This is a genomic window from Actinoalloteichus hymeniacidonis (genome assembly GCF_014203365.1).
In the GTDB taxonomy this organism is placed as follows: domain Bacteria; phylum Actinomycetota; class Actinomycetes; order Mycobacteriales; family Pseudonocardiaceae; genus Actinoalloteichus_A; species Actinoalloteichus_A hymeniacidonis.
In genome coordinates this window covers 4,909,642-4,935,014 of the sequence record NZ_JACHIS010000001.1, presented here as the reverse complement: position 1 = coordinate 4,935,014, position 25,373 = coordinate 4,909,642, and the positions used below count along the sequence as shown (strand labels likewise).

At 70.0% G+C, this 25,373-nt stretch carries 21 protein-coding genes; 7 read left to right on the top strand and 14 right to left on the bottom strand.

Annotation, left to right across the window (positions count from 1 at the left end):
* Nucleotides 1-38 precede the first annotated feature (38 nt).
* Together glgP and BKA25_RS20670 are read left to right on the top strand one after the other, a co-directional pair.
* Complete coding sequence (gene glgP, locus BKA25_RS20675) at nt 39-2,597, top strand: alpha-glucan family phosphorylase (RefSeq protein ID WP_069847376.1); 2,559 nt, start codon at nt 39-41, stop codon at nt 2,595-2,597.
* A 638-nt stretch (nt 2,598-3,235) separates the two neighbouring features.
* The gene (locus BKA25_RS20670; RefSeq protein WP_236750279.1) at nt 3,236-3,925 is read left to right on the top strand and encodes a M23 family metallopeptidase; all 690 of its coding nucleotides are present in this window, start codon (nt 3,236-3,238) and stop codon (nt 3,923-3,925) included.
* Between the two features lie 163 nt (nt 3,926-4,088).
* Here the strand turns inward: BKA25_RS20670 and BKA25_RS20665 are convergent, their stop codons facing one another.
* The 8 genes from BKA25_RS20665 to BKA25_RS20630 all read right to left on the bottom strand — a co-directional run bounded on the left by BKA25_RS20665 (nt 4,089) and on the right by BKA25_RS20630 (nt 12,175).
* Nucleotides 4,089-5,258: a hypothetical protein gene (locus BKA25_RS20665; RefSeq protein WP_157420978.1), complete on the bottom strand. Its 1,170-nt coding sequence runs from the start codon at nt 5,256-5,258 to the stop codon at nt 4,089-4,091.
* Between the two features lie 104 nt (nt 5,259-5,362).
* Complete coding sequence (locus BKA25_RS20660) at nt 5,363-5,755, bottom strand: rhodanese-like domain-containing protein (protein ID WP_069847381.1); 393 nt, start codon at nt 5,753-5,755, stop codon at nt 5,363-5,365.
* Nucleotides 5,752-6,288: a cysteine dioxygenase gene (locus BKA25_RS20655; protein WP_069847383.1), complete on the bottom strand. Its 537-nt coding sequence runs from the start codon at nt 6,286-6,288 to the stop codon at nt 5,752-5,754. Before BKA25_RS20655 ends, BKA25_RS20660 begins: the two co-directional genes overlap by 4 nt.
* 347 nt (nt 6,289-6,635) lie before the next feature.
* Nucleotides 6,636-8,954 (bottom strand): glycogen debranching protein GlgX, encoded by a 2,319-nt coding sequence (gene glgX / locus BKA25_RS20650; RefSeq protein WP_084642638.1) that lies wholly within the window; start codon nt 8,952-8,954, stop codon nt 6,636-6,638.
* A 170-nt stretch (nt 8,955-9,124) separates the two neighbouring features.
* Nucleotides 9,125-9,970 (bottom strand): hypothetical protein, encoded by an 846-nt coding sequence (locus BKA25_RS20645; RefSeq protein WP_157420979.1) that lies wholly within the window; start codon nt 9,968-9,970, stop codon nt 9,125-9,127.
* A gap of 159 nt (nt 9,971-10,129) precedes the next feature.
* Nucleotides 10,130-11,245 (bottom strand): WXG100-like domain-containing protein, encoded by a 1,116-nt coding sequence (locus tag BKA25_RS20640; RefSeq protein WP_069847387.1) that lies wholly within the window; start codon nt 11,243-11,245, stop codon nt 10,130-10,132.
* A gap of 9 nt (nt 11,246-11,254) precedes the next feature.
* The gene (locus tag BKA25_RS20635) at nt 11,255-11,569 is read right to left on the bottom strand and encodes a WXG100 family type VII secretion target (protein WP_069847389.1); all 315 of its coding nucleotides are present in this window, start codon (nt 11,567-11,569) and stop codon (nt 11,255-11,257) included.
* Between the two features lie 54 nt (nt 11,570-11,623).
* On the bottom strand, nt 11,624-12,175 hold the full coding sequence (locus tag BKA25_RS20630) for a YbaB/EbfC family nucleoid-associated protein (RefSeq protein ID WP_069847390.1): 552 nt from the start codon (nt 12,173-12,175) through the stop codon (nt 11,624-11,626).
* Nucleotides 12,176-12,392: 217 nt separating this feature from the next.
* Here BKA25_RS20630 and BKA25_RS20625 point away from each other — a divergent pair, with 217 nt between their 5' ends.
* The 3 genes from BKA25_RS20625 (at nt 12,393) to BKA25_RS20615 (ending at nt 15,114) form a co-directional block, all read left to right on the top strand.
* Complete coding sequence (locus BKA25_RS20625) at nt 12,393-13,196, top strand: ABC transporter ATP-binding protein (RefSeq protein ID WP_069853349.1); 804 nt, start codon at nt 12,393-12,395, stop codon at nt 13,194-13,196.
* A gap of 114 nt (nt 13,197-13,310) precedes the next feature.
* The gene (locus BKA25_RS20620; RefSeq protein WP_069847392.1) at nt 13,311-14,090 is read left to right on the top strand and encodes an enoyl-CoA hydratase/isomerase family protein; all 780 of its coding nucleotides are present in this window, start codon (nt 13,311-13,313) and stop codon (nt 14,088-14,090) included.
* A 1-nt stretch (nt 14,091) separates the two neighbouring features.
* Nucleotides 14,092-15,114: a class I SAM-dependent methyltransferase gene (locus BKA25_RS20615; RefSeq protein WP_084642640.1), complete on the top strand. Its 1,023-nt coding sequence runs from the start codon at nt 14,092-14,094 to the stop codon at nt 15,112-15,114.
* A gap of 64 nt (nt 15,115-15,178) precedes the next feature.
* Here BKA25_RS20615 and BKA25_RS20610 read toward each other — a convergent pair whose 3' ends face one another.
* Nucleotides 15,179-15,529, bottom strand: coding sequence for a hypothetical protein (locus BKA25_RS20610; RefSeq protein ID WP_069847394.1), 351 nt, complete (start codon nt 15,527-15,529; stop codon nt 15,179-15,181).
* A gap of 215 nt (nt 15,530-15,744) precedes the next feature.
* On the opposite strand from BKA25_RS20610, the gene BKA25_RS20605 reads away from it, so the two are divergent.
* Nucleotides 15,745-16,533 carry an acyltransferase gene (locus BKA25_RS20605; protein ID WP_084642641.1) on the top strand — a complete coding sequence of 263 codons (789 nt, stop codon included), beginning with the start codon at nt 15,745-15,747 and terminating at the stop codon, nt 16,531-16,533.
* Here BKA25_RS20605 and BKA25_RS20600 read toward each other — a convergent pair.
* Both BKA25_RS20600 and BKA25_RS20595 read right to left on the bottom strand, forming a co-directional pair.
* Nucleotides 16,442-19,507, bottom strand: a complete 3,066-nt coding sequence (locus BKA25_RS20600) for an AfsR/SARP family transcriptional regulator (protein WP_069847398.1) — start codon at nt 19,505-19,507, stop codon at nt 16,442-16,444. The two genes, BKA25_RS20605 and BKA25_RS20600, sit on opposite strands and share 92 nt — an antisense overlap.
* A gap of 85 nt (nt 19,508-19,592) precedes the next feature.
* Nucleotides 19,593-20,888 (bottom strand): glycosyltransferase family 4 protein, encoded by a 1,296-nt coding sequence (locus BKA25_RS20595; protein ID WP_084642643.1) that lies wholly within the window; start codon nt 20,886-20,888, stop codon nt 19,593-19,595.
* An 81-nt stretch (nt 20,889-20,969) separates the two neighbouring features.
* Here BKA25_RS20595 and BKA25_RS20590 point away from each other — a divergent pair, with 81 nt between their 5' ends.
* The gene (locus tag BKA25_RS20590; protein WP_157420980.1) at nt 20,970-21,179 is read left to right on the top strand and encodes a hypothetical protein; all 210 of its coding nucleotides are present in this window, start codon (nt 20,970-20,972) and stop codon (nt 21,177-21,179) included.
* Between the two features lie 19 nt (nt 21,180-21,198).
* Here BKA25_RS20590 and BKA25_RS20585 read toward each other — a convergent pair whose 3' ends face one another.
* The 3 genes from BKA25_RS20585 to BKA25_RS20575 all read right to left on the bottom strand — a co-directional run bounded on the left by BKA25_RS20585 (nt 21,199) and on the right by BKA25_RS20575 (nt 25,256).
* Nucleotides 21,199-22,737, bottom strand: coding sequence for a 1,4-alpha-glucan branching protein domain-containing protein (locus BKA25_RS20585; protein ID WP_069847402.1), 1,539 nt, complete (start codon nt 22,735-22,737; stop codon nt 21,199-21,201).
* Nucleotides 22,734-23,486 carry a class I SAM-dependent methyltransferase gene (locus tag BKA25_RS20580; RefSeq protein ID WP_069847404.1) on the bottom strand — a complete coding sequence of 251 codons (753 nt, stop codon included), beginning with the start codon at nt 23,484-23,486 and terminating at the stop codon, nt 22,734-22,736. Before BKA25_RS20580 ends, BKA25_RS20585 begins: the two co-directional genes overlap by 4 nt.
* 135 nt (nt 23,487-23,621) lie before the next feature.
* Nucleotides 23,622-25,256 (bottom strand): ABC-F family ATP-binding cassette domain-containing protein, encoded by a 1,635-nt coding sequence (locus tag BKA25_RS20575; protein ID WP_069853351.1) that lies wholly within the window; start codon nt 25,254-25,256, stop codon nt 23,622-23,624.
* Between the last annotated feature and the right edge of the window lie 117 nt (nt 25,257-25,373).

Here is a 25,373-nt window from a genome sequence, read left to right as displayed (position 1 = left end):
CACCGGTTGGCTAACGCAGGTCCCGTAAGGTCCACTCGGTGAGAGCAGTACGCCGCTTCACCGTTCGCCCGCAGCTCCCTCAGGCACTCGCGGCCCTGAGCACCCTCGCCACCAACCTGCGGTGGACCTGGCATCCGCCGACCCAGGACCTCTTCGCGGCGGTGGACCCGGCGGCGTGGGCGCGAGTCAAGGGCGACCCGCTGCGGCTGCTCGGCGAGGTCTCCGTCGAACGATGGAATCGGCTTGCCGAGGACGAGGACTTCCTCGCCCAGGTCGCGGCCGCCCGCGACGACCTCGATCGTTACTGCGCGGAGGACCGCTGGTATCAACGGCGCGGCGAACAGACCGACGGCCTGCCCACCGGCATCGGCTACTTCTCCATGGAATTCGGCGTCACCGAGGCACTGCCCAACTATTCGGGCGGCCTCGGCGTCCTCGCGGGCGATCACCTCAAGGCCGCCTCGGACCTCGGCCTGCCCCTGGTCGCCGTCGGACTGCTCTATCGAGCGGGCTACTTCGGGCAGTCCCTGTCCCGAGACGGCTGGCAGCTGGAGCACTACCCGGTCATCGACCCGCGTGGCCTGCCACTGGACCTGCTCACCGATCAGGCGGGCTCACCGATCCTCGTCCACGTCGGGATGCCGCGCGGCCGGGTGCTGCGGGCCCGAATCTGGCGGGCCCAGGTCGGCCGGATTCCGTTGCTGCTGCTCGATTCCGACGTCGACGGCAACGACCCGGACCTGCGCGGCATCACCGATCGCCTCTACGGCGGCGACCAGGACCACCGCATCAAACAGGAGATCCTGGCGGGCATCGGCGGCGTGCGGGCGATGCGGGCCTTCTGCGATCTCGTCGGCAGGCCGCAACCCGAGGTCTTCCACACCAACGAGGGCCACGCCGGGTTCCTCGGCCTCGAACGGATCCGCGAACTGATCACCACGGACGCGCTGGACTTCGACCAGGCCCTGGCCTCGGTGCGGGCGGGCACGGTCTTCACCACCCACACCCCGGTGCCCGCAGGAATCGACCGGTTCCCCGTCGACCTCGTCCGGCACTACTTCGGCGACGGTGCCGAGGCCGACCTGCTACCCGGCGTGCCCACCCACCGGGTCATGGGCCTGGGTGCCGAGGACAACGTCCACATGTTCAACATGGCGAACATGGGCCTACGACTGGCGCAGCGGGCCAACGGTGTCTCCGCGCTGCACGGCGAGGTCAGCAGGAAGATGTTCCGAGGCCTGTGGCCCGGCTTCGACTCCGGCGAGGTGCCGATCACCTCGGTCACCAACGGCGTGCACGGGCCCACCTGGTCGTCCCGCGAGATGATCGACCTGCTGGGCGACCCGGAACAGGGCGTGGAACACGGTGCGGGCCCGCACGGCTTCGAACCCGTCAGCGACGCGCGGCTGTGGGAGTTGCGCACCACGCTGCGGGGCAGGCTCGTCGACGAGATTCGACGCCGGGTGCGCGCCGCCTGGCTCGAACGCGGCGCCGCCGAACTGGAACTCGACTGGACCGACTCGGTCTTCGACCCCGACATCCTCACCATCGGTTTCGCCCGCCGGGTACCGACCTACAAGCGCCTGACGCTGATGCTGCGCGACCAGGATCGACTGCGCAAGCTGCTGCTCGACCCGCAGCGACCGGTGCAGCTGGTGGTGGCGGGCAAGTCACACCCCGCCGACGACGGGGGCAAGGCGCTCATCCAGCAGATCGTCCGCTTCGCCGACGAGGCCGACGTCCGCCACCGCATCGTCTTCCTGCCCGACTACGACATGTCGATGGCCCGCTACCTCTACTGGGGCTGCGATGTGTGGCTGAACAACCCGCTGCGGCCGCTGGAGGCCTGCGGCACCTCCGGCATGAAATCGGCGCTCAACGGCGGGCTGAACCTGTCCATCCGCGACGGCTGGTGGGACGAGTTCTACGACGGCCGCAATGGTTGGGCGATCCCGACGGCCGACGGCGTGAGCGACCCGGTGCGCCGCGACGACCTCGAATCGCAGGCGCTCTACGGCCTGCTGGAGACCGCCGTCGCGCCGCTGTTCTACGAGCGCGGCGCCGATGACGTGCCGCAACGGTGGATGTCGATGGTCCGGCACACCCTGGCCGATCTCGGCTCGAAGGTGCAGGCCTCCCGCATGGTGCGCGAATACGTCGACACCTGTTATCTGCCCGCCGCGCGGGCGGTGGCCGCGATGCGAGCCGACGGGCAGCAGGGCGCGAAGGAACTGGCCGCCTACCGGGCGCGGCTGCACGCGGCGTGGCCGCACATCAGGATCGTCGACAGCACGCTGATAGCCGACGGCGAACCCGCCCCCTCGCTGGGCACCGCCGCCGCCGTGTGGGCCAGGGTCGAGCTGGGCGGGCTGAACCCCGAGGACGTCGACGTGCAGGCCGTGGTCGGCCGGGCCGACGAGGCGGGCGAACTCTCCGACGTCGTCACCAGGTCGATGGACCACGTCGGCGGCGTGGAGTACCGCGTCGACATCCCGCTGCCGCACGCGGGCCCATCCGGCTACACGATCCGGGTGCTGCCCCGTCATGGGTTGCTGTCCACTCCGGCTGAGCTGGGACGAGTGGTGCTGGCGACCTGAGACGGGTCGTGAGCTGCTGCCGGCGGCCGGGCTGGGCCGGGTGCTCCCGCTCGCCTAGCGCGGGCCGCGCAGAGCGCCTGGACGCCTATGGACGCGGTGGCCCCGCTTGGGCGCCTGCGGCCGTCTCTCTTGCCGCCATGTGGCTGCTGACCGTGGGCCGGGCCCCCTGCTGCCTGAGCCCGTGCCTGACCCGTGGGGACGGGCCTCCGCCTTGGATCGCTGGGCGGTTGGATGCACCCGCCGGGGCGCTGGGCGCGAGCTGGTTCGTGCCTGGGCCTGATACCCAGCCCCGCTAATTCTGTCGATCTCCGCTCGATCGCTCCGAGGTCTGCTCGTCACGGGCGGCGGTCTGGCGGGGAGTGGTGACGCTCTGTCGAGGTTTTCGGGCTTGGTTTGTGCCTGGTGGCGGTGCGGGTCACATCCGGTGGTGGCGTTGGGTGAGCGGCGCTTAGGTTGGCCTTGTACGTCACGCCCGGTCATCACGACGCGGCCCCCACGAGCGGCCGGTGTCGGAGCCCCTTTCAAGTCCTCTTCATCTTCTTCGTGTGGGACATGGGGCAGGTCGGATCGCCGACTTTCGATGGCCTTCATCTAGGGCGCCCCGTGTTCTGTTTCCTTGAGTTGTATTGGAGCTTGGTTTGACGCTGCGTACCCGTAACCCGTTCGTTCGTTCCTCCAGGGTTGGTAAGTCGGCTGTGTCGGCGGTGTTGGCCGGTGCGTTCCTGCTGGGCGGTCAGCCGCTGCTGGCCGGTGCCACCGAGACCCCCGCACCCGCGTCTGCTGATGGTGGGGTCACGGCCGAGCAGGACGCCGGTGCGGCGATGGCCCCGCTGTACAACGACGTCGCCCCCACGCTGCAGTTCCACACCCTCGCGGGTGAGGCCCAGGCCCATTCCGCCCGGGTCGCCGAGCAGGCGGCTGCGGAGGCGGAGGCCAACCGTCCGGAGTTCGTCAAGCCCGCCGAGGGCACCTTCACCTCCGGCTACGGCGCCCGGTGGGGCACCAACCACTTCGGTATCGACATCGCCGGCCCCATCGGCACCCCCGTGGTCTCGGCCACCGACGGCACGGTGATCAACGCCGGGCCGGCCACCGGCTTCGGCCAGTGGGTCCGCGTCCAGGCACCCGACGGCACCATCACCACCTACGGCCACGTCGAGACCTTCACCGCGAGTGTCGGTGAGCAGGTCAAGGCCGGCGATCAGATCGCCACGATCGGTAACCGTGGCCAGTCCACCGGGCCGCACCTGCACTTCGAGGTCAACGTCGGCGGCCAGAAGCTCGACCCCCAGCCCTGGCTGGCCGAGCGCGGCATCACCGTCCAGTAAGACACCGAGCACCAGCAACACCCGAGGCGCCCGTCAGGTACTCCCTGGCGGGCGCCTTGTGCTGTGGAGTCGCTTGATGCTCTTACACCTGGGACTCGACAGCATGTTTCGACAACGCCGGTGAGCGGATGAGCCCAAGCCGATAACCCTCGGCCCGGCGACCTCAGGCGATATCGAGACGGGCCCGCAGGGCGACGACCCTCGGCCACCACGCGGCGTACTCCTCGGCCTTGGCCAGCTCCTCGCGGGCCGACCGGTTGTCGCCCGCCGCCATCCGCGCCGCAGCGAGGGTGGCGAAGAGATCGGCGCGGGCCAGCGGGCCGTGGCTGAAGTCGTCGGCGAGCTGGGCCAGCGCGATGGCCTCCCCGGTTTCGCCCGCCAGCAGCGAGTAGGCGGCCTTGGTCGAGTGCAGTTTGTAATCGGGGAAGCCCAGCCGCTCCGCCTGTTCCAGGGCATGCCTGCCCGCAGGCAGCGCGGCTTCGGCGGGCAGCTGCCCGGCCTCGACGGCGGCGGCGACCAAACCCGCCAGGCCCGCCAGGGCGGCCGCCAGCTTGCGGTGCTCGGTGGTCTCGTCGGAGGAGATTCGCATCGCGGCGCCGACCGCCTCGCGATACCTGCCCTGCGCCTCCCACACGCTGATCTGGCAGGCGGTGGTCGCCCAACTCGCGCCATGCCGCTCGTTCATCTCGGCGACGGCTGCTGCGGCGGCATCGAGGTCACCCGCGTTCAGCGCCTCGGTCACCCGCCCCGCCAGCACACTGGCCGCCAGCTCGGCGACCTCCGCCGTCCCCAGCCGGGGCAGGCCGACCAGCAACCAGCCGATCGACGTCAGCTTGCTGTTGCGGCGGGGAACCAGGGCGGTGAGCAGCGTCGCGGTCGCCCCGACGGCCAGCCCCCGGCCCAGCGCCTCGTCGGCGAGCAGCAGCCAACAGCTGCCCGCCCCGGCCACGCCCAGCAGGGCGGCCCACAGCCCGGTACCCCACATCCGCAGCCGTACCGGTTCCCGGCCGCCCGCCACGCTCACCGCGAGCACCAGCGGAATCGCGCGGAACACCACCGTGCGGCGGGCCGAGGTCCACGCTCGGATTTTCGGGCCGAACCCGATGATCACCCGGGTGATCGTGGCGCCGGTCAACAGCCCGCCGGTGAGCATGCCCAGCTGCAACACCAACTGCATGGCGATGAGCCCGAGGGCGGCGCCGAGCAAGCCGACGAGGATTCCGAGCAGCGCGGCAGGTAGTGCCGTACTGCTCAGCTCGAAGGCGATGATCGCGAGCACACTCAGAACGAGCAGGATGACCGCCGGGCTTCGCACTAACCGCAGGAGTCGCACGGGCTCATACGATGCCCGACGGCACCCGCCCGGTTCCCGGCGGCATCGGCGTCGGCTTCTCTGCGCCCGCCGAGGATCGGCGGTGCACGCGGCCGCCGCGAAGGTCAGGGAATGGCCGGGCCACCCCCGGGAACCACCGGTAGTCCGGCCGCCCGCCACGCCCGGAAGCCGCCGACCAGGTCCCCGACCCGTCGCAAACCCAGCTCGCCCAGATCACGGGCCGCCAGGCTCGATGCGTAACCCTCGTTGCAGAACACGACCACCGGCCGATCGGCATCGACCTGCGGCAGCCGATGCGACCCCGCCGGATCCAGCCGCCACTCCAACACGATGCGCTCCACCGGGATCGCCTCCGGGATCTCGCCATCGGCGGCCCGATCGTCCCGGGGACGGATGTCGATCAACAGCGCACCCTGCCGATGCAGCTCGGCCGCCTCCTTCGGCTCGTGCCGCCGTAATCCCGCCCGTGCCTTGGCAAGCCGCTCGTCGATGCTCACGACGTCGCCCCGGCGACCCTCGGCAGGTCCTCGCGAATGTCGCTGAGGTCGGCGTATTCGCGCGTCGGCAACAGCGGCGGTGAGTAGGCATGCACGGTGGCTGCGGGCGCGTCGCTCAGATTGAGCACCTGGTGCGCGCGACGCGGGCCGAAACCGATGCCGGGGCCCGCGAGGTGCGTCCGAGTCCGGACCGGGCCGGGCGCGTACCGGTAGTGCTCGGTGACCCGACCACTGAGCACCGTGAAGGAACCGGCCGCCCCCGCATGGTCGTGTGGCGCGGTGCCCTGCGCAGGCAGCCAGGTGAGCAACCACAGCTCCACGCCCTCGGTCAGCGCCAGCCGCGCCCACCAGCGTTGCTCCGGCACGTATTCGGCGAGTTCGTGGAGTTCAGCGGCGAGGTCTTTGGCGACGATGGTGGTGAGATCGCGTAGTTCGGTGGGCGTCCAGAGCAGCCGATCCTGCGGAATCCAGGACCGCAGTTCCGGGTGATCGAAATCGGCATGCACGTCGAAGGCGGGCAGCGTGCTGGTCATCGAAAAGCTCCTCGGCATGGCGGCGGGAAGAACCGCGCGGGGCTCGCAGCCCACGCGCGCGGGACACTGCGGGGCGGGAGAAGCGAACGGATCTCGACCGGTCTTCCCGGCGTGGCGGCGCCTGGTGGGCGCGCAGGAGAACGCGGTCAGCGGGAGATGTCGTCCGCTTCGCGCATACACGTGCTCGACGCGACTCGTTGGAGGTCGACCGGGCGGTCGGACCACATCATCAGCGAGCGGAGCATGCAGCGATCGTGACACGACCAGCGCAGGCGGTCACGCACTGTTCACAGGGTGGGATGGTCCACTGCGGGGGCAAGCGCGATGGGTCGTGAAACCGGGTGTGTTCAGCCCGTCGTCGGCTGCTCGCTCTCGATGTCGGCGCGCAGCAGGATCAGGGTGTGCGCGGGCAACGGCAGATTCGTGCCGGAGGGCAGTGGGGTGCGGTCGGACGGCAGGCCCTCAGGCGCGGCCGTGCTCAGCACCGGGGTGAAACGACTGCCGAAAGCCGTGGGCGGCAGGGTGAACTCGATGTCCGCGCTGCCCGCGTGCAGCACCAGCAGCCAGGAATGGTCGTCCAAGGGCAGACCGGTCCTGGTGTGCGCGCGGCAGTCCGCCCCGTCGATCCACATTCCGATGGTGCGCCGGTCCGCGTCGAACCAGTCCCTCTCGGTCATCTCGCCGCCATCCGGGCGCAGCCACGCCAGATCGGGCGACCCGCTGGGGGTGGTGCGGCCCTCGAAGAACTCGGCCTGTCGCAGCGCGGGACATTCCCGACGCACGGCGATCAGGTTCCGGGTGAACTCCAGAAGCTCGCGCGAGATCCGATGCTCGGCCTCGGTCGGGCAGCGGAGCGCCGAGGCGCCATCGAGGCCCGGTGACCGGCCGGCGGGCGTTACCGGGTCTCCATCGGAGTGCGCCGCCTCCCGGCTGTTGCTCACGTGTATCCCGCCGGGCGCGGCGTCCCCGCCGCCCGCTGTCGCCTGCGGGGCCGAGCCCGGCCAGGCCAGCCACGAGGTCTCGTCGTCGAGGCAGTAGGCGTTGTTGTTCCCGCGCTGGGTCCGCCACATCTCGTCGCCTGCGGTGAGCATCGGGGTGCCGGTGGACAGCAGCAGCGTCGCCAGCAGGTTTCGGGCCTGTCGAGACCGCAGCGCCAGGATCGAGGGGTCCGTCGTCTCGCCCTCGACGCCGCAGTTCCACGAGCGGTGATCGTCGGTGCCGTCCCGATTGTCCTCGCCGTTGGCCGCGTTGTGCTTGTCCTCGTAGGACACCAGATCGCGCAGTGTGAAACCGTCGTGCGCGGTGATCAGGTTGATCGAGGCCCACGGCCTGCGGCCGCTGTGGTAGTAGATGTCCGAGGAACCGGCCAGTCGATAGGCCAACTCCGCGGGGCCGGTCGCGCCGCGCCAGAAATCCCGCACGGTATCCCGGTAGCGACCGTTCCATTCCGACCACTGCACGCCGAAACCGCCGACCCGATAGCCCTCGCCGGTGGCATCCCACGGCTCGGCGATCAGCTTCCGCTGCGCCAACACCGGATCGGTGGCGATCGCGGTGAGCAGCGCGCCGTGGGGATCGAAGGCCGCGCCGCGTGGCCTGCCCAGGGCGCTTGCCAGGTCGAAGCGGAACCCGTCGACGCCGAGGTCCTGCGCCCAGTACCGCAGCGAATCGGTCACCAGCCGGACCACCGTGGGCGAGGCCGGGTCCATCGTGTTCCCGCAGCCGGTGATGTCCACCGCGCCGCCCCGCTCGTCATGTGCGTAGTAGGCGGGCGCGTCGATGCCCCGGAAACTCAAGGTCGGCCCGCCGAGGCCGCCCTCGCAGGTGTGGTTGTAGACGACGTCGAGCAGCACCTCGATGCCTGCGGCATGCAGTGCCGAGACCATCGTGCGGAACTCCTCGATCTCCCGCCCCGGCTCGCTGGCGTAGGCCGCATGCGGCGCATGGAATCCGAGTGTCGAATAGCCCCAGTAGTTGACGGCGCCCCGCCGGAGCAGCCCGGCCTCGGAGGACGCGGCCTGCACCGGAAGCAGCTCGACGGCGGTGATCCCCAGCCTGCCCAGGTGGTCGAGCGCGGCCGGATGCGCCACTCCCAGATAGGTTCCGCGCAGGTGCTCGGGGATATCGGGATGCCGCTGCGTGAAGCCCTTGACGTGCAGTTCGTAGACGACCGTCTCCTCCCACGGCACCTCGGGCCGCAGGTCGCGCAACGGTTCGACAGGCGAGGTCACCACCGACAGCGGCACGGCGGCCACGGAGTCGACGGTGCTCGGTAGCCGGCCCATCGGATCGTCCCGGTAGCCCAGGGCGGCATCGACATCGGTCAGGCGGCCGGTGATCCGACGCGCATACGGGTCCACCAGCAGCTTCGCCGGATTGCAGCGCAGCCCTCGGGTCGGGTCGTAGGGGCCGTGCACCCGGAAGCCGTACCGACTGCCCGGAGACACCCCGCTCACCACACCATGCCAGACACCGAAGGTCTGCTCGGTCAACTCGACCCGACGCTCCACCCGACTTCCATCAGGCTCGACGTCGATCAGACACACCTCGACGGCCTCGGCGATCGACGAGGCCACCGCGAATCGCACCCCGCCCGGGACCGGATGCGCGCCCAACGGGAACGGGCCGCCCACCGGGTCGGCAACGCCGACGTGCCTGCTCTGCATGTCGACTCCCTCGCCTCGGCCCGTGGTCGTCGGTGAGGGTAACGGGGGCCGCTCGAACCGGGATAGTCGACGGCGACCCGGTCGCGCCGGGCGGGCGACCTGCGTCGTCGAGACGGCGTCCGGGTTGTGGGGTGCTGATAGACGAGTGGGCTTCGATCGGCCTCGGCTCGTCAGCCGGGACGCTGGGCGCGCACGTACTGGGCTCGGGCGGCGGCGATCGGCGCGAGCCGGTCCGGCTCCTTCATCGGCAGCTGCCATTCGCCATCCTTGGTATGCAGGACCAAGGCGGGGCCGGGTGGCGGACCGATCTTGGCGAGATGACCGCGCATCCAGGTGCGGGGGTCGCTGGTGTCCTTGACGAGGCGAACGCTGGTGTCTCGGACGTTGACCAGCGGAAACGATCCCTTGACGTCGATGTGTGCCTGACGCCCGCCATAGGAGTTGCCGATCGTGTTGGTGAAGGCCTCCCAGCGGATTCGATCCTTCTCCAACAGAATCGTCGCGGATCGACGCCCGGAGCGAAGCCGGTAGGTCAGGATGAACTCGCTGCCCGCGAGCACAGTCAGCGGGGATTCGTGCAGGATGCGTCGCGCCTGCATCACCACGAGCATGCTGACGAGCGGAAGTCCGACCGCCGTAACGACGAGTGCGAGCACGAATCCCTGGCCGTACTCGGCGCTGCGAGCGCCGAAGAACGGCAGCAGCAGGAACGGTATCGAGAGCAAGGCGCTGATTGCGGTGCTGTAGTGCCACTCGGATGGCGTCATCAGCAGTCGCTTCTTGGTGAGCTGTCGTAGAACGATGGCCGTGGGGATAGCCGGTATAGCCACCAGGAGAACTGCCGGAACCCCCATGACGAAGCCCATCAATGCCCCGAAGATCACCAGTTGCAGGGCCGGAAGAACGAGCAGACCCGAGATCAGCAACGGCCGAACGCGGTCCCACCGCCGTTGCAGCGCGCCCCGGTTCGAGTCGGGCACCGCACCGGGCACCGTCGCGGGGATCAGTGCGGCCATCGGCTGCTCTCCTTCACCAGACCACGAGCTACGGAAATCGGTGTACGGCTCGACCGCTACCCGGTCGACCATCGGCGCACCGACGAGTGGAGCCCGGCCCCGCCCCGGCAGCAGCGATGTCCTGCCGGTGGTGCGACCGGGCTCCCCACGGTGATCAGATCAGACCTGCTGGGTGCCGCTCTGCTCGGAGGGCGGCTGGTACTCCGGCATGGGCACCGGATTCCCGTCGTTCTGCATCTCCGGCATGGTGGGGTTGCCCGTGCCGGGCGGACCGAAGGACGGGATGGCACCCGGCGTCGGCTGCGTTGAGAACTGCTGATCGTTGTAGTCGCCCGGCGAGACCGGGTAGTTCGGCGGCAGCGTGTCCGGCGGCCGGTTCCCGCTCGGGTTGATGGTGCCGTCGTAGAGGTTCTGCGCGTGCCCGTTGGCCCCGGTCACCGCGCCGTTGGTCCCGCCGACGGTGGCGCCCTGGGCGCCCGACTGGAGGTAGTCCCCGAACGACGACAGCTCGCCGTTGCGGATGTCGTTCATCCCTCGGTCCAGCAGGTTCGCGCCCGCACCGGTGATCATGCCGTTGGTCGCGCCCTGGACCGCCGCGTCGGCGAACCCGTTGGTGGCGCCGCTGGGCAGGAACGTCCCGCCGAGGCCGCCCGCGATACCGGAGGCAAGGCCGGTGATGCCCGCGCTGAGGGTCTTGCCGCCGTCCCAGCTGGTGCGGTTGCCCGCCAACATCTGGCCGCTCTGGATGGCCACGTCGACACCGATGTTGACCGCGAGGTTGAGAGCGATCTGCTGGATCAGCTGCCGGAACAGCATCTGCACGGTGACCCTGGTCGCGGCCTGCGCGATGGGGATCCCGGCCGTGCTCGTGCCGAAGGTCGCGAAGGCCGCCGCGACCATGCTGGCGATGGAGGCGGCCAGCATCACCAGGGCGGCGATGATGCTCAGCTTGGTGTACTCGACCTCCAGCGCCGCGTTGTCGCATGCAGCGCCGAGTTCGGTGCACAACTCCTGGAGCTTGGGCAGGAACTGCGGGTCGTTGACGACGTATTGGCCCCAGAACTCGCGGAAGGCGTCCGCGGTCGCGCCCTCCATGGTGGCCAGCGCGGCCTGACCCGCGGCCTCGGCGACATCCGCCACCTCGCCGACCTCGGTGCCGCAGGCCTCCCAGCCCTCACCGAGCCTGCGCAGCGCGGTCTCGTCACCCTCCGGCCAGCTCGCGCCGACCACGATCGGCGTCAGCCACTGCACCCATTCGGGAATCTCGATACCCATGTCAGTTCCTCACACCATCTGGCCGAAGCCGTCGGCCGCGTCCTGGTCGATCGATTCCCAGGTGTCGGCGGAGGCATCGAGCTGCACGCGGACACCGCGCAGCGCCTCGACCAACGCGCTGATGTTGTCCTGGGCGGACTGCGCGGCGGGCAGGTAGTCGTTGGCGAAGGTCTGGCCGGACTCGTCGGCGCCCCAGCAGTCACCCTCCGACGAGACCACGCCGTCGATGGCGGTGCCCGCACTCTCGAGGGTGTCGGCGGCCGCATCGAACTGGGGTGATGCCGCACGCAGCGCAGGCGGGTCGACCTCCATGTTGTCGCTCATGACGAATCTCCTCCGTGGAAGTAGTGCGCAACGGGGTCGGTGACTCTCACGGAATCAACGCAGGAACGAGTTGTTGCCGAAGTCCTCGTCGTCGTCGTCCGACGACGGCCGAGGCCTGCGCGGCGGTGCGGCGGGCGGCGCGGCAGGCGGCGGGGCGGCGTGCGGCGGTCCCGTCTCGGGAACGACCGGGGGCTTCGGCAGCGAGGGCAACAGATCCCGCAGTCCGGGTGCGCCCGCGACCAGGTCGCCGAGGTCCATGTCCATGCCCTGCTGCGTGGGCGCCAGTGCCGTGTTCACCTGGGTCTTCGCCTGTGCGGTCGCCTTGGCGACGGTCTCCACGACGGTGCGGGACAGCTTCTCCGGGGTGCTGCGATTGAACGCGGTCGGCGCGAAGTCGAGACGCATGATGGTGCCCGCCGCATCGACGACCACCGTGACCAGACCGTCGGCGGAGGTGGCCTGCCCGGTCACCGCCATCGCGTTGGCCTGGGCGTCCTTCAAGTCGGCCATCTGCTGGTGGAACTGGGTGGTCAGGTTGGCGACCTGCTCACGCATCGCCGCATTGCGTGCTTCCAGTGCGGCTCGTCGGTCGGTTTGATCGCTCATCCCGCCCCCTTCTTTCTGCTGGTGTGGCCTCGAATCAACTGGAGACTAGACAACCGTCGGTGTCAACGGATGCTTGTTCTGCGAAAGAACACCGAAAGCGGCGCGCGAAACGCCGCCCGGTGCGGGGCGAGCGGGCTCCAACGGTCAGAATGGCCGGGTGACCGACCGGGGCTTGCAGGGCACGACAGACGGACGGCCGCACAGCGGCGGCCACGAGATGGCGGACACCACTGACCTGGTGATCCGCATGGACGGGGTCGGGGTCCGGCGCGGACCGACCGCTCTCGTCCACGACATCGACTGGCGGGTGGAAGTCGACGAACGCTGGGTGATCTTGGGGCCCAACGGGGCAGGCAAGACCACGATGCTGCGCCTGGCCGGTGCCGAGCTGCACCCCAGCGACGGCACGGTCCACCTGCTCGGCGACCGCATCGGTGGGGTGGACGTCTTCGAGCTGCGGCCGAGGATCGGCCTGTGCTCGGCGGCGCAGGCCGCCCGGATCCCGGCCGACGAGCTGGTCCGCGATGTCGTCGTCAGTGCGGGCTACGCCGTGCTGGGCCGGTGGCGCGAGGACTACGACCCGATGGACCTGGACCGCGCGAACGAACTGCTCGCCGCGTTGGGCATGGCGGCGTTGGCCGAGCGGCGCTTCGGCACCCTGTCCGAGGGCGAGCGCAAGCGGACCCTGATCGCCAGGGCCCTGATGACCGACCCCGAGCTGTTGCTGCTCGACGAGCCCGCCGCCGGACTCGACCTCGGTGGACGCGAGGACCTGGTCGCGCGGTTGACCGAGCTGGCCTCGGATCCCGATGCGCCCGCGCTGGTTCTGGTGACCCACCACGTCGAGGAGATCCCGCCGGGCTTCACGCACGCGCTGCTGCTGCGGGAGGGCGGTGTGGTCGCGCAGGGCCTGTTGGCCGACGTGATCACCGAGGAGAACCTGTCGGCGACCTTCGCCCAGGACCTCGTGCTGGAACAGTCCGGCGACCGATTCTTCGCTCGCCGCAGGCCGACCGACTGAGGGCGTTGATCGGGTCTACCGCGCGGTAACCTGCCGTGGCGGGGCGGTCGATCTTCGGCTGCTCGGGCGACACCCGTCGCGGTGTCGCGGTGGACGTCGAGGAGGACGCTGGGCGTGGGCGAATTCGTCAGACTGGAAGTGGAAGCGGGCATCGGCACGATCCGGCTGGATCGCCCACCGATGAACGCTCTGAACATCCAGATGCAGGAAGAGATCCGGGCCGCGGCCATCGAGGCGAGCACCCGCGACGACGTGCGGTCCGTGGTGATCTACGGCGGCCCGAAGGTCTTCGCGGCGGGCGCCGACATCAAGGAGATGGCCGAGCGGACCTACGCGCAGATGGCCCAGCGCGCCCCGCAGCTGTCCACCGCGTTCCGGGCGGTCGCCGAGATCCCCAAGCCCGTCGTCGCCGCCGTCACCGGATACGCCCTCGGCGGCGGTCTGGAACTGGCGTTGTGCGCGGACCGACGCATCGCCGGGGACAACGTCAAGGTCGGCCAACCCGAGGTGCTGCTCGGAGTGCTGCCCGGCGCGGGCGGAACCCAGCGGCTGGCCAGACTGATCGGGCCGGCCAAAGCCAAGGACGTCATCTTCACCGGCCGGTTCGTCGAGGCCGACGAGGCGGCGAGCCTGGGCATCGTCGACGAGGTCGTCGCCCCCGACGACGTCCTCGCGGCCGCGCTGCGCTGGGCGGGCCGGTTCACCGAGGGCGCCGCACAGGCCATCGCCGCGGCCAAGACCGCGATCGACACCGGACTCGAGGTCGACCTCGTCAGCGGCTTGGCCCTGGAGAGCAGGCTCTTCGCGGCGATGTTCGCCACCGAGGACCAGAAGACCGGCATGCGATCGTTCATCGAGAACGGTCCCGGCAAGGCGAAATTCGAGGGCCGGTGAGATGAGCGAGACCCCGACCGACCAGCGGACCGACGAACGCGGCAGCGTGACCGACCCGGCGCCGGATGCGGCACCCAACCCGCGTGCCACCGAGGCCGAGGTGCGCGCCGCCTACGATGACCCGAAGCTGGCCAACGTCCTCTACCACGACTGGGAGGCCGACACCTACGACGAGAAGTGGTCGATCTCCTACGACGATCGCTGCGTCGACTACGCCGTCGGCCGGTTCCACTACGCGGCGGGCGTGCCTGCGAAGCCGTTCGAGCGAGCCCTGGAACTGGGCTGCGGCACGGGTTTCTTCCTGCTCAACCTGATGCAGGGCGGCATCGCGAAGAAAGGGTCGGTGACCGACCTGTCGCCAGGGATGGTGCAGGTCGCCCTGCGCAACGCCGAGAACCTCGGGCTGGACGTGGACGGCCGGGTCGGCGATGCCGAGCGCATCCCCTACCCGGACGACTCCTTCGACCTCGTCGTCGGGCATGCCGTGCTGCACCACATCCCGGATGTCGAGGCCGCGATGCGCGAGGTGCTGCGAGTCCTCAAGCCCGGCGGCCGATTCGTCTTCGCGGGCGACCCGACCCGGGTCGGGGACTTCTACGCGCGCAGACTCGGCCGGGCCACCTGGTGGCTGACCACCAGGATCACCCGCCTGCCCGCGTTGTCCTCCTGGCGGCGACCGCAGCAGGAACTCGACGAGTCCTCGCGGGCCGCGGCGCTGGAGGCCGTCGTCGATCTGCACACCTTCGTGCCCTCGGAGCTGGAACGCACCGCGCGGGCGGCGGGCGCGGTGCGCGTGCACGCCAGGACCGAGGAGTTCACCGCCGCCCTGCTGGGGTGGCCGGTACGCACCTTCGAGGCGGCGGTACCCCGCGAGAAGCTGGGCTTCGGCTGGGCGATGTTCGCCTATCGCAGCTGGCTGCGACTGTCCTGGTTGGACTCGCATCTGCGGAACTGGTTGCCGAGGGATCTCTTCTACAACGTCCTGGTGACCGGTCGGAAGGCCGCACGGCGCGATCCCGAGTAGGTGGACTGCTCGGCCGGGCCGTCGGGCACTGCGGTGACCGACGGCCCGGACCGCGCCGGAGACCTCAGCTCAGCTCGACAGCCAGATAGACCCGTTGCCGGTCGTCGCGTCGGGCGATGGCATGGCCGGTGCGGTCGACGCCGTCCAGGTTCAGCGTGAGCGGTGCGCCTTCCCCGGTGAAGTTGCGCCACCATTTCTTGGCGTCGGGAAGTTTCACGTCGATGGTGACGCGGTCGCCGTTGCGGCGGTAGGCAACGGGAAGGCTGATCGTGCGACCCGTGCGTCGTCCCGTGTAGGTCACGGTCGTGAGCCACCCGCTGATGTGATCACCCCACCGAGGCGAGTCGCGTAGCGAGAGCATGAATGCGTTGTACCGTCCGATGAACTTCTTCGGCAACGGTCCCCGGTATCCCACGAATCCTCCTGCGTCACGGCGAAATGCCCTGCCGGAAAGCCTAACCGGCTAACCGGACGGGTCATTCCACTTATGGCTAAGTGAGGAGGATCCACCCACGGTGCTCTCGGTTCGGCGCGGCCGCCGCCCCCTCGGTGTCCGGTTGCCACCGACTCGGCAGCGGAGGCCGTCGGCGGACGGCGGCGGGGCTGCTAGCTTCTGGACCGGTGAGCGGTATGTCGGATCTGTTGATCGGCCTGCGGTCCCTGCTACGCCCGGACCCCCGACAGGCCCGTTTCCTGACCAGGGAATCGCTGCGCTGGGTCTGGCGGAACCGCGCCTTCACCCCGTGGTATCTGCTGCGGTACTGGCGGCTGCTGAAGCTGCGGCTGACTCGACCACACATCATCCTGCGCGGCATGGTCTTCCTCGGCCGCAACGTCGAGATCGACTGCGACCCGGGGCTGGGCAGGCTGGAGATCGGCCGCTGGGTGCACATCGGCGACGGCAATGCCATCCGCTGCCATGAGGGTTCGCTGCGAATCGGCGACAAGGCCGTCCTCGGCAGGCAGAACACGGTGAACTGCTATCTCGACGTCGAGATCGGCGGCGCCGCCCTCATCGCCGACTGGGTCTACATCTGCGACTTCGACCATGTCGTCGAGGACGTGAATCGACCGATCAAGGACCAGGGCATCGTCAAGACGCCGGTGCGCATCGGGCCGGACTGCTGGCTGGGCACCAAGGTGAGCGTTCTGCGCGGCAGCCGGATCGGCCGAGGCGTGGTGCTGGGGGCGCACGCCGTGGCACGAGGCGACATCCCCGACTACGCCATCGCGGTCGGGGCACCCGCCAGAGTCGTCCGGGACCGACACGCCGACTACGTCGCCAACACCGAGGCCCGCGAGCTTCGGGCCGCCGCCCTGGCCGACATCACTCGGAAGGCGCAGCGGGCCGCCGATCGTTCTGCTGGGGATCGTTCTGCTGGTGATCGGTCCGCTGGGCCGCCGCGAACAACGCGCTGAGGGCGCCCGCCCGATCGGCGAGCTCGGACGAGTCCAGCAACTCGGCGAGCTCCTCGGAACGGGCGGCATCGAGATCACGCAACAGCGCGACGGCCTCGGACAACGGCTTCCTGGCCTCCGAGGCCCGGCCCGCATCGATCAGCTCGACACCCAGCCTGCCCAGCCCGGCGAGGATGCTCCAGGAGTCCTCGGCGATGCGTTGGTAATCCAGCGCGAGCGAGAACATGGCGATCGCGCTGTCCCGATTACCCAGTAGCCGATGGCATTCCGCCAGGTTGTTGAGGCAGACGATGCGGTCGACCGAATTGTCGGCGATCTCGAAGTCGCGCAGCGCCGCCGAATGCGCCTGCACCGCCTTGTGCAGCAGGTCCGCCCGCCGATACGCCTGCCCCAACGAGTCCAGGGCCCGGCCCCGATCGTCGTTGAGCAGCGGATAGTCCAGGCCCGTCAGCACCTCCAGGCTTCGCCTGCCCGAGGCGATCGCATCGTCGATGCGGCCCACCTGGAGATAGGCCATCGTCAGGTTGTTCAACCCGACATGCAGCCGAGCGGTGAGACCCAGCCGTTGGCTCTGCGCCACGGAACGTTCCAACAGCTCGACGCCGCGCTCGCGATCCCCGTGCATGCACCGTGCGATACCGAGATTGGTCATCACCATCAGCTCCGCCTCGGCGTTACCGAGCCTGCAGAAGGTCGCGATGCTCTCGCCGATGGCGTCGATGGCCTCGGGCAGCCTGCCGAGCTCCACGAACAGCTTGCCCTCGGCGTTCTTCAGCCAGGCCCGGCCCTCGTTGTCATCGGCGGCCATGGCGGCCGAGGTCCCCAGCGCGGAGGCCTCCTGCCATTCGGCGAGCCGGAGTCGTTGCTGCAGATAGGTGGTGAGGCAGTAACTGAGCATCCAGCAGAGGCGATGCAGGCCGTGTTGCATCGCCGACCTTGCGGCCGCCGCGATCACCGGTCGCCCGATGTCCCACCACCGCAGCATCGTCCAGCCGGCGGGCAGGGTGAACACGCTCTCGTCGAACTCGGCCAACTCCTCGCCGATGCCGGTGGGGCAGAACGCCCGGTCGCGGCCGATCGCGGCCCACGCCCGCCCGAGATGCCAGCGCAGCACCCGGTGGACGGCCGTGGCCCGCTCGTCGGGGGAGTCCTCCTGCTGACTGCGTTCCTCGGCGTAGACCCGGACCGCGTCGTGCAGCCGGAAGCGGCCGGTCGAGTGCTGCTGCACGAGTTGTCCGTCGGCGAGCCGGCTCAACAGCCGATCGGCGGCCTCGACGTCGCAGTCCAACACCACGGCGGTGGCCCTGGCATCGACCACCGGATCGGGCAACCAGCTCAGTCTGCGGAACGCGAGCCGGGTGTCCTCGGACAGCGTCGCGTAGGACTGGTCCAGCGCCGTACGCACCGAGCTCGCAGGCTCGCCGTGGATCTCCAACGCCGTCAGCAACCCACCGGAACCCAGCCTGCGGGTCAGTTCCTCGAACCGCTGGGACGGATCGTCGCGCAGCTGCGCACCGAGAATGCGCAGCGACAACGGCAATCCCGCGCCCAACTGCACGAGGGTGGGCAGCAGATCGGGACGGTCCACCGAGTCGGTGCCGATGATCTCGGTCAACAGCGCCCGCGATGCGGCGTCCGACAGCGGATCCAACGGCAGCGAGCGCACCCCGCCGGTCGCGGTCAACCCATCGAGCCTGCTCCGGGCGGTCACGATGAGCCGAGAACCGGGATGCTGCGGAACCAGCGGATTCACCTGATCGGCGGCCCGTGCATCGTCGGCGAGGATCAACAGCCTGCGTTCCGCCACCACCGCGTGATAGTGCGCCGTGGCCTCGTCGAGATCGGTGGGAATGGCGTTGCCGGGGATGCCCAGCGCATACAGGATCTTGCTGACCGCCGCGAGCGGACTCAGCGGTTCGTCGCCGTTGTGGCCGCGAAGATGCACGAAGACCTGGCCGTCGGGGTACTGCTCGGCGGCCGCTCTGGCGCCGCGCACCGCCAGGGTCGTCTTCCCACTGCCCGCCATCCCGGTGATCGCCACCGCGGTACTGGCGCGCGGATCCCCGGCGGCGAGTAGGTCGCCGAGCACGGTCAGTTCCTCGGAACGCCCCTCGAAGAACGGGGAGACCGGCGGGATCTCCGAAGGCGAGGAATCCGGTTTCCTCGGTGTGGTGGGCAGCGTGCTGACCGCAGAGGTCGGGACCGCGATGCCCAACATGCGCAGCAGCGCGGCAGGGGATTCACCCTCCAGCACCCCGACCCTGGCGCGACGCAGCTCCTCGCCCGGTTCGATGCCCAGCTCGGTGGCCAGCGTGACGTGCGCCTGATGGAAGGCGTCCAGCGCCTCGGTCCGACGGCCGAGCTGGTTGCTGACCAGCGCCTTGCGGATCCACAGTTCCTCGCTCAACGGGTGTCGTGCGAGTTCGGCCTCGATCTCGCCGGGTAGATCGGCGAGGTCGTCGAGGGCCAGCCGGGCATCGATGATCCCGAACTGGCAGCGGCGCATCGTCAGCACGATGCGCGGACGTTCGGCGACGATGATCGGCGCTGCGGGGACGTCGGAGAAGGGGGTGTCCCGCCACAAGCCGCGTGCCGCCTCGAACAGCCGGGTCGCCTCCCGGAAGCGGCCGTCCTGCATCGCCGCGGCACCTTGCTCGACGAAGTCGTTGAACGCGGTGAGGTCGAGCTCCTTCGGATCGACATCGATCCGGTAGCCCTCGGCGGTACGCAGGATCGGCGGCCCGCCGTGATCGGCCAGGAATCGCAGGGCATCCTCGACGTCCTTGCGTACCGCCGCCGCCCCGTCGGCGGGCGGCACCTCCGACCACAACTCGTCGAGGAGCTTCTCTTCGGAGATCGGGTGGGGTGCGTTCAACAGCAGGACGGCGAGGGTCAGCCGCTGTTGGGGCGACTCGGGGCTGACCCACTCGGCGCCTGCACGGATCTCCAGTGGGCCGAGTAGTCGGAAGCGCACGGTTCATCCTTGCACCGTCGCGAGCAGCCGACCATCGGTCGAAAGTCCGTCAGGTGACGCAGCGTCGCCGGGCGCCCGGGCGGGTTCACCCAGACAGGAGATTCCCGGACGGAATCTTGGGTCGAGCCAACTCCGGCCGGCCGGGGGGCGCGCAGGCGTCGCCTGTCGACCCGCGAGCCGGCACGGCGGCCTTGGCGGCGGCGTACACCTCGACGGTTCCCTCGGCGATGGTGTCCCAGGAGAAGTCGGTGGCCAGCCGGGCCCTGGCCGCTTCGGCACGGCGTGCGGCGCCTGCCGGATCGGTCAATACCCGCCGCACGGCCGTGGCCAGGCCATCGATGTCCCCGGGGGCGAAGGACAGGCCGGTGCGCTCGTCGAGGACCGCCTCGCCCAGACCGCCTGCCGTCGATGCGACCAGCGGCGCACCCGCAGCGGCGGCCTCCAGGGCCACGATGCCGAACGGCTCGTACCTGCTGGGCAGCACGACCGCATCGGCTGCGGCCAGCATCGTGGCCAGCTTGCGGTCCGGCAGCTGCCCCAGGAACCGCACCGCACGCCGAACCCGATGCTTGCGGGTCTCCTCGATCAGCCGTTCTCGATAGCCGCCCTGCCCGGCGATGGCGACCACCGTGCCCGGATGACTGCGACGAATCGCGGGCAGGGCCGCGACCAGGTCCTGGGCGCCCTTCTCCCACTCGATTCGACCGAAGAACAGCAGCAGCGGCGCCTCGGTGGCCCGCGCCGAGGAACGGGCCTTGGCGACCAACTCGTCCGGTACGTGCCACGGACTGGGGCTGATCCCGTTGTGCAGCACGGCGATGCCGTCGGGGTCGACGTCGAAGAGCTGTGCGACCTCGCCGCGCATCGCGGCCGAACAGGTGATCAGCCGATCGGCCCGATTGGCCAGCCACCACTCGACCGAATGGATCTGCTGATTCATCGGCTGGGGAAGCCAACCGCTGTGTCTACCGGTCTCGGTGGCGTGCAGGGTCGCCACCAGCGGCACATCCGCCGCCTCGGCGAGGGCGATCGCCGGGTGCGCCACCAGCCAGTCGTGGGCGTGCACCACATCGGCCCGCCACTCGCGCAACAGGGCGTGACCTGCGCGGATCATGGCGTGCCCCATCGCAAGGGTCCAGGCCACCAGATCGCGTTCGAAGGCCAGGTGCGGCGGGTCCTCGGCGACCCGGACCACCCGCACCCCGGCCCGCTCGGCGAACTCCGTCGGGTGGGTGCTCGCATCGGTGCCGGTCGGCTGCCTGCACAGCACCACCACCTCGTGGCCTTGTGCGGCGAGTTGCTCGGCCAGGGCATGGACATGACGACCGAGCCCGCCGACCACCACCGGTGGGTACTCCCAGGACAACATCAGCACCCGCATCGACAGATCCTTGCAAACACCCTTTCGAGATCACCCGGTCGGTACAGTTGGAAGAACGTGGTGTCGTCGGAGGGCGGAGTCATGGAGCCATTCGGTTGGGGGCTACTCGCGCTGGCGGTCTTCCTGGTGGTCAGCCTCGTCGGCATCGTGATCAAGGATCGACTGCGGGGACGGTCCACGCCCGAGCGGCCCGCCGGAGTCCGACCCATCGACGCGCGAGCCCTGCGGTCCCGCAGCCAGGCCGAGGGCACCATGCATGTTCGCGACCAGCCGTTCACCGGCGGACCCTGACCGGCGGAGTCCCGGTCACTCACGGCGTGCCCACCGCCAACCGGCGCGCGTCCAGCCCGCCGAAGGGGTTGTCGACCACCCGCAGCCGCGCCGCCTCGGCGGCAGCCCCCGCTCGGTCGCCCGTGGCGAGCAGGTCGGCAAGCCGATGGAACGCCTCGGTGTGTTCGGCCGCCCGAGCTCGGGCATAGTCGGCCGCCGAATCCCTGGTGACCATGAACGCCCAATCGCTGGAACAGGCCAACAACGCCTCCTGCCAGAGCTGATCGACCACCGCATCGCGTCCCGCCGGGAAGCGGTGGGTGTCGATGACCTCGAGCAATCTGTGTTGCAACCGCTCGTTGGTCGCGACCAGATCCGAGACCGCGGGTCCGTTCCACACCCGCCAGTCCTTGCCTGCGCCCCAGGACGAGGCGGGCAGCTCGACCGGGGTGCCGACGTGCCCGCGCGCCAACACCCGCGCAGGTGTGGTGACTCGGACCCCGGCCTCGGGAAGCGCGCGCAGCACACCCGTCAGCCAGTCCGGTCCCTCGTGCCACCAGTGCCCGAACAACTCGGTATCGAAGGCCGCCACCACCAGACCCTGCCGCCCGTCGACGACGCGATGCTCCCGCAACCGCGCCACGACGGCATCGACGAAGTCGGTGACGTGCTCGGCCACGGCGGCCGAGGCCCGATCGGCGCGGTAGGGCTGTTTGTCCGCAGGCGCGATCGAATGCCCGGTGACGCGGGCGGGCTTGAGCCCGGTCGGATGGTCGTAGGTGTGGAAGTCCCGGTAGTCCGGATGTCCCGGATAACCGACCTTCGGCGACCAGACCCGTTCGGCCAGCTCCCCGTCCCGGCCGAAACATACGACGTCGGAGTCCCACACCGGTCGGGCGGCCGAGGTGCGGCCCGCCAACGCGGGCGAGTCCACCAGGAAGTGCGTCAGGCCGGCCGCCGCGTAACCGGTCTCCATGCCGGGGTCGAAGCCGCATTCCGGCGCCCAGATCCCGGTGCTGCGCCTGCCGAGTCGCAACGCGCCGTCCTCGAGTCCGACGTGTAGGGCCCCGGCTCGCACCCGGGGCAGCAGCAGCGGTTGGAACGGGTGGGTGGCCGGACCACCCAACAGCTCGATCACCCCTGCGTCGACCAAGGGCCGCAGCACCGGCGACGCGCCGTGGCGCCAGCGGCTCTCGAACAGGTGCAGGGCGTGGGTTGCCCGCCGGTACTCGGCGGCGGCCAGCTCGCGCAACTCGGGTCGATCGTGCTGCCACCGGGTCGCGGCGTGCTGCGTGCGCAGGACCCGGTTACCCAGCCAGTCGTGCATCCCGCGCAGGCAGTACGGGTCGTCGAGCTGCGCGGCGAGGACGGGGGTCAGCCCGAGGGCGAGCACCTCGCGCTGGTCCTGCTCGGCCAACCGGTACAGCACCTCGACCAGCGGCAGATAGGAGTCAGCCCAGGACTGATACAGCCATTCCTCGCCGACCGGCCAGCCGCCGTGCCGCGCCAACCAGGGCAGGTGAGTGTGCAGAACGAGGGCGAAATCGCCGATCGGCTCCCCGGAGTCGGATTCGGTCACGGCCGTCTCCCGACCGCGATCAGGTCGAGGCTGGTCGCCAATTCCTCGTCGGACAGCACGAAATCCTCGACGTCGATGGCGGCGACCTCCCGCAGCAGGTCGGCGGGCCAAGGCAGCCCCTCGGTCGCCAACCGGATCTGCTCCTCGATCAGGGAGCCGCCTCGGCGTGCCTCTCGTTCCTGCAGCGCGGTGCTGTGCCGCAGGCCGGCGAGCCGATGCACGTGGAATCCGGCGTCGGTGAGCAGCTCGGCCAGCTCGTCGGGATCGAGTTCACGGGTATGGAACGGATTCTTGGTCCCGGTGGGGGAGAACGTCAGCCGATTCGGAGTGGTCAGCAGCAGCGAACCGCCGGGCCGCAGGACGCGATGGCATTCGGCGAGGAACGCGGGCTGATCCCAGAGATGTTCGATCACCTGCAGATTCGCCACCACGTCGACGCTTCCGGCGGCGATCGGCAGGGTGGTCAGCTCGGCGCGGACCGCCGCGACCTCGGGATAACACCGCGCGACGTGGTGCACGGCCTGAGCATCGAGGTCGACCGCGAGAACCTGCCGTGCGGTCAGGGCCAGCATGGCGGCGCCGTAGCCCTCACCCGCGCCCGCGTCCACCACCCGGGCGCCATGGCACAACGGCAGGAACGCGCGATAGGCGGCCTCGTGCCTGCGGAACCAGTAGTTCTCCTCGGCGATGCCCGGCAGGGTGCGTTCCCCGGTCAGTGGCAGCGCGGCGACGGTGTGATCGGCGGACATCGGCGAACCCTATCGGCAGTCGGAGCCACCCCGGTGGTGGCCGAGGTGTGCCCCTTCCCGCGGCGGGTCGGGTTCCGGGCTGCCTGGTCCGCGTCGCGGCCGTACGGGTCACGACGCGGACCGAGCGGAGCGATCTCAGCCGACCGTCGGTGGTGCTGACGCCGTGATCGCCAGCCGAGGCCAGTCGGCGAGATCCCGTAGCAGCTGACGATCGTGGGTGGCCACGATGACGGCGGCGGCCGTCTCCCGGATCGCCGCCGTCAGCTCGTCGACCAACACCGAGGAGAGGTGGTTGGTCGGTTCGTCGAGGATGAGCACGCTCGGCCGGGTCGCCAGCGCGAGCGCGAGATCGAGCCTGCGCTGTTGTCCCTGCGACATCCGGCCGACGGGAGTGCGCAGCGCATGGCGATCCAGCAGACCGGTCGATGCCAGCGACACCGCCTCGGAGTCGCGGAGCTCGCCATCGGCGACCAGTTCACCGATCCGCTGCTCGTAGAGCTGCGCGGCGCTGCGCTCACCGTTCCACTCCGGAACCTCCTGCTGCACCAACGCCACCGAACCGCCGCGCAGCCGATGCAGGCGTCCGCCGGTCGGTTCGAGGCGCTGCGCGAGCACCGCGAGCAGGGTGGATTTGCCCGCGCCGTTCTCGCCGGTGACCAACAGCCGGTCGCCGCCGTCGACGGTCAACGAGACGGGTTGGTCCAACTGCCGGGCCACCGTGACCTCGTGAGCGCGCAGCAACGCCGCGCCGGGGCGGACCTCGATCCTCGGCCAACGCAGCGTCAGCGGCGGCTCGGGGACGATGACCCGGTGGGCTTCGAGGGCTTCCTGCTGCCGGTTGAACGCCTGCACGACCCCCGGCGCTCGGCTCTGCCGCTGGTGTTTCCCGGTGCCCTTGTCCGGCCGCCAACCGGTGTTCAGCCGATCCCTGGCCTGTTGGGCCGCCGTCGTGAGCCGACGATGTTCCGTCTGCTGCGTCTCGTACTCCTGCGACCACCGCTCCCGCTCGCGAGCCCGTTCGGCCTGCCAGGCGTCGTAGCCACCCGCGTAGCTACGCGGGCGACCGTCCCGACTCGGATCGAGGTCCAGATACTGCTCGGTGACATCCCGTAGCAGCGCCCGATCGTGGCTGACCAGTGCGAGGCCGCCCCGGTGCTCGGCGAGTCGACGCGTCAGGAACAGCAGCCCATCGGCATCGAGATGGTTGGTGGGTTCGTCCAACAACAGCGTGTCGTGCTTGGCGCCCAACAGACAGGCCAGCCGGACCCGATAGCGCTGTCCGACCGACAGCGTCGACAACTCGCGTGCCCGATCCGAGCAGGCGCGCAACGCATCGAGCGCGACATCGACGCGCCGGTCGGCGTCCCAGGCGTCCAGCCGGGTCGCGGCCTCCAAGGCCGTGGCGTACCGGTCCTCGGCGCTGGTGGCGCCCTCGGCCAGGGCCGCACCCGCCGCGTCGAGTTCGATCAGCGCATCCTGCGAGGCCCGTAGCGCCTGGGAGATCAGGCGGCCCACCGTCTCGCCGGGGCCTGCGGCGAGTGCCTGTTGCGCCAGGCCGACGGTGCCCGCGCGATGCACGGTTCCGTGATCGGGCTGCACTAGCCCGGCCAGGACGTGCAACAGGGTCGTCTTGCCTCGGCCGTTCTCGCCGACCACGGCGAGCCGGGAGGTCGGGGACACCGTGACGGACACCTCGTGCAGGATCCGGCGGGCGCCCCGCACGACGCTGATCCCCTCGGCCCGCAGGTGGGCTCGGTCGCCTGCGGGCATCGACGGCTCGATGGCGGTGTCGGTGGCGTGGGGTTTGGTGGATTCGGTGAAGGGATGCAACAGGGTCTCCGCAGCTCGCATGGGAGCCGGGCAGCACAGATCGAGCCGTCCGGCGAT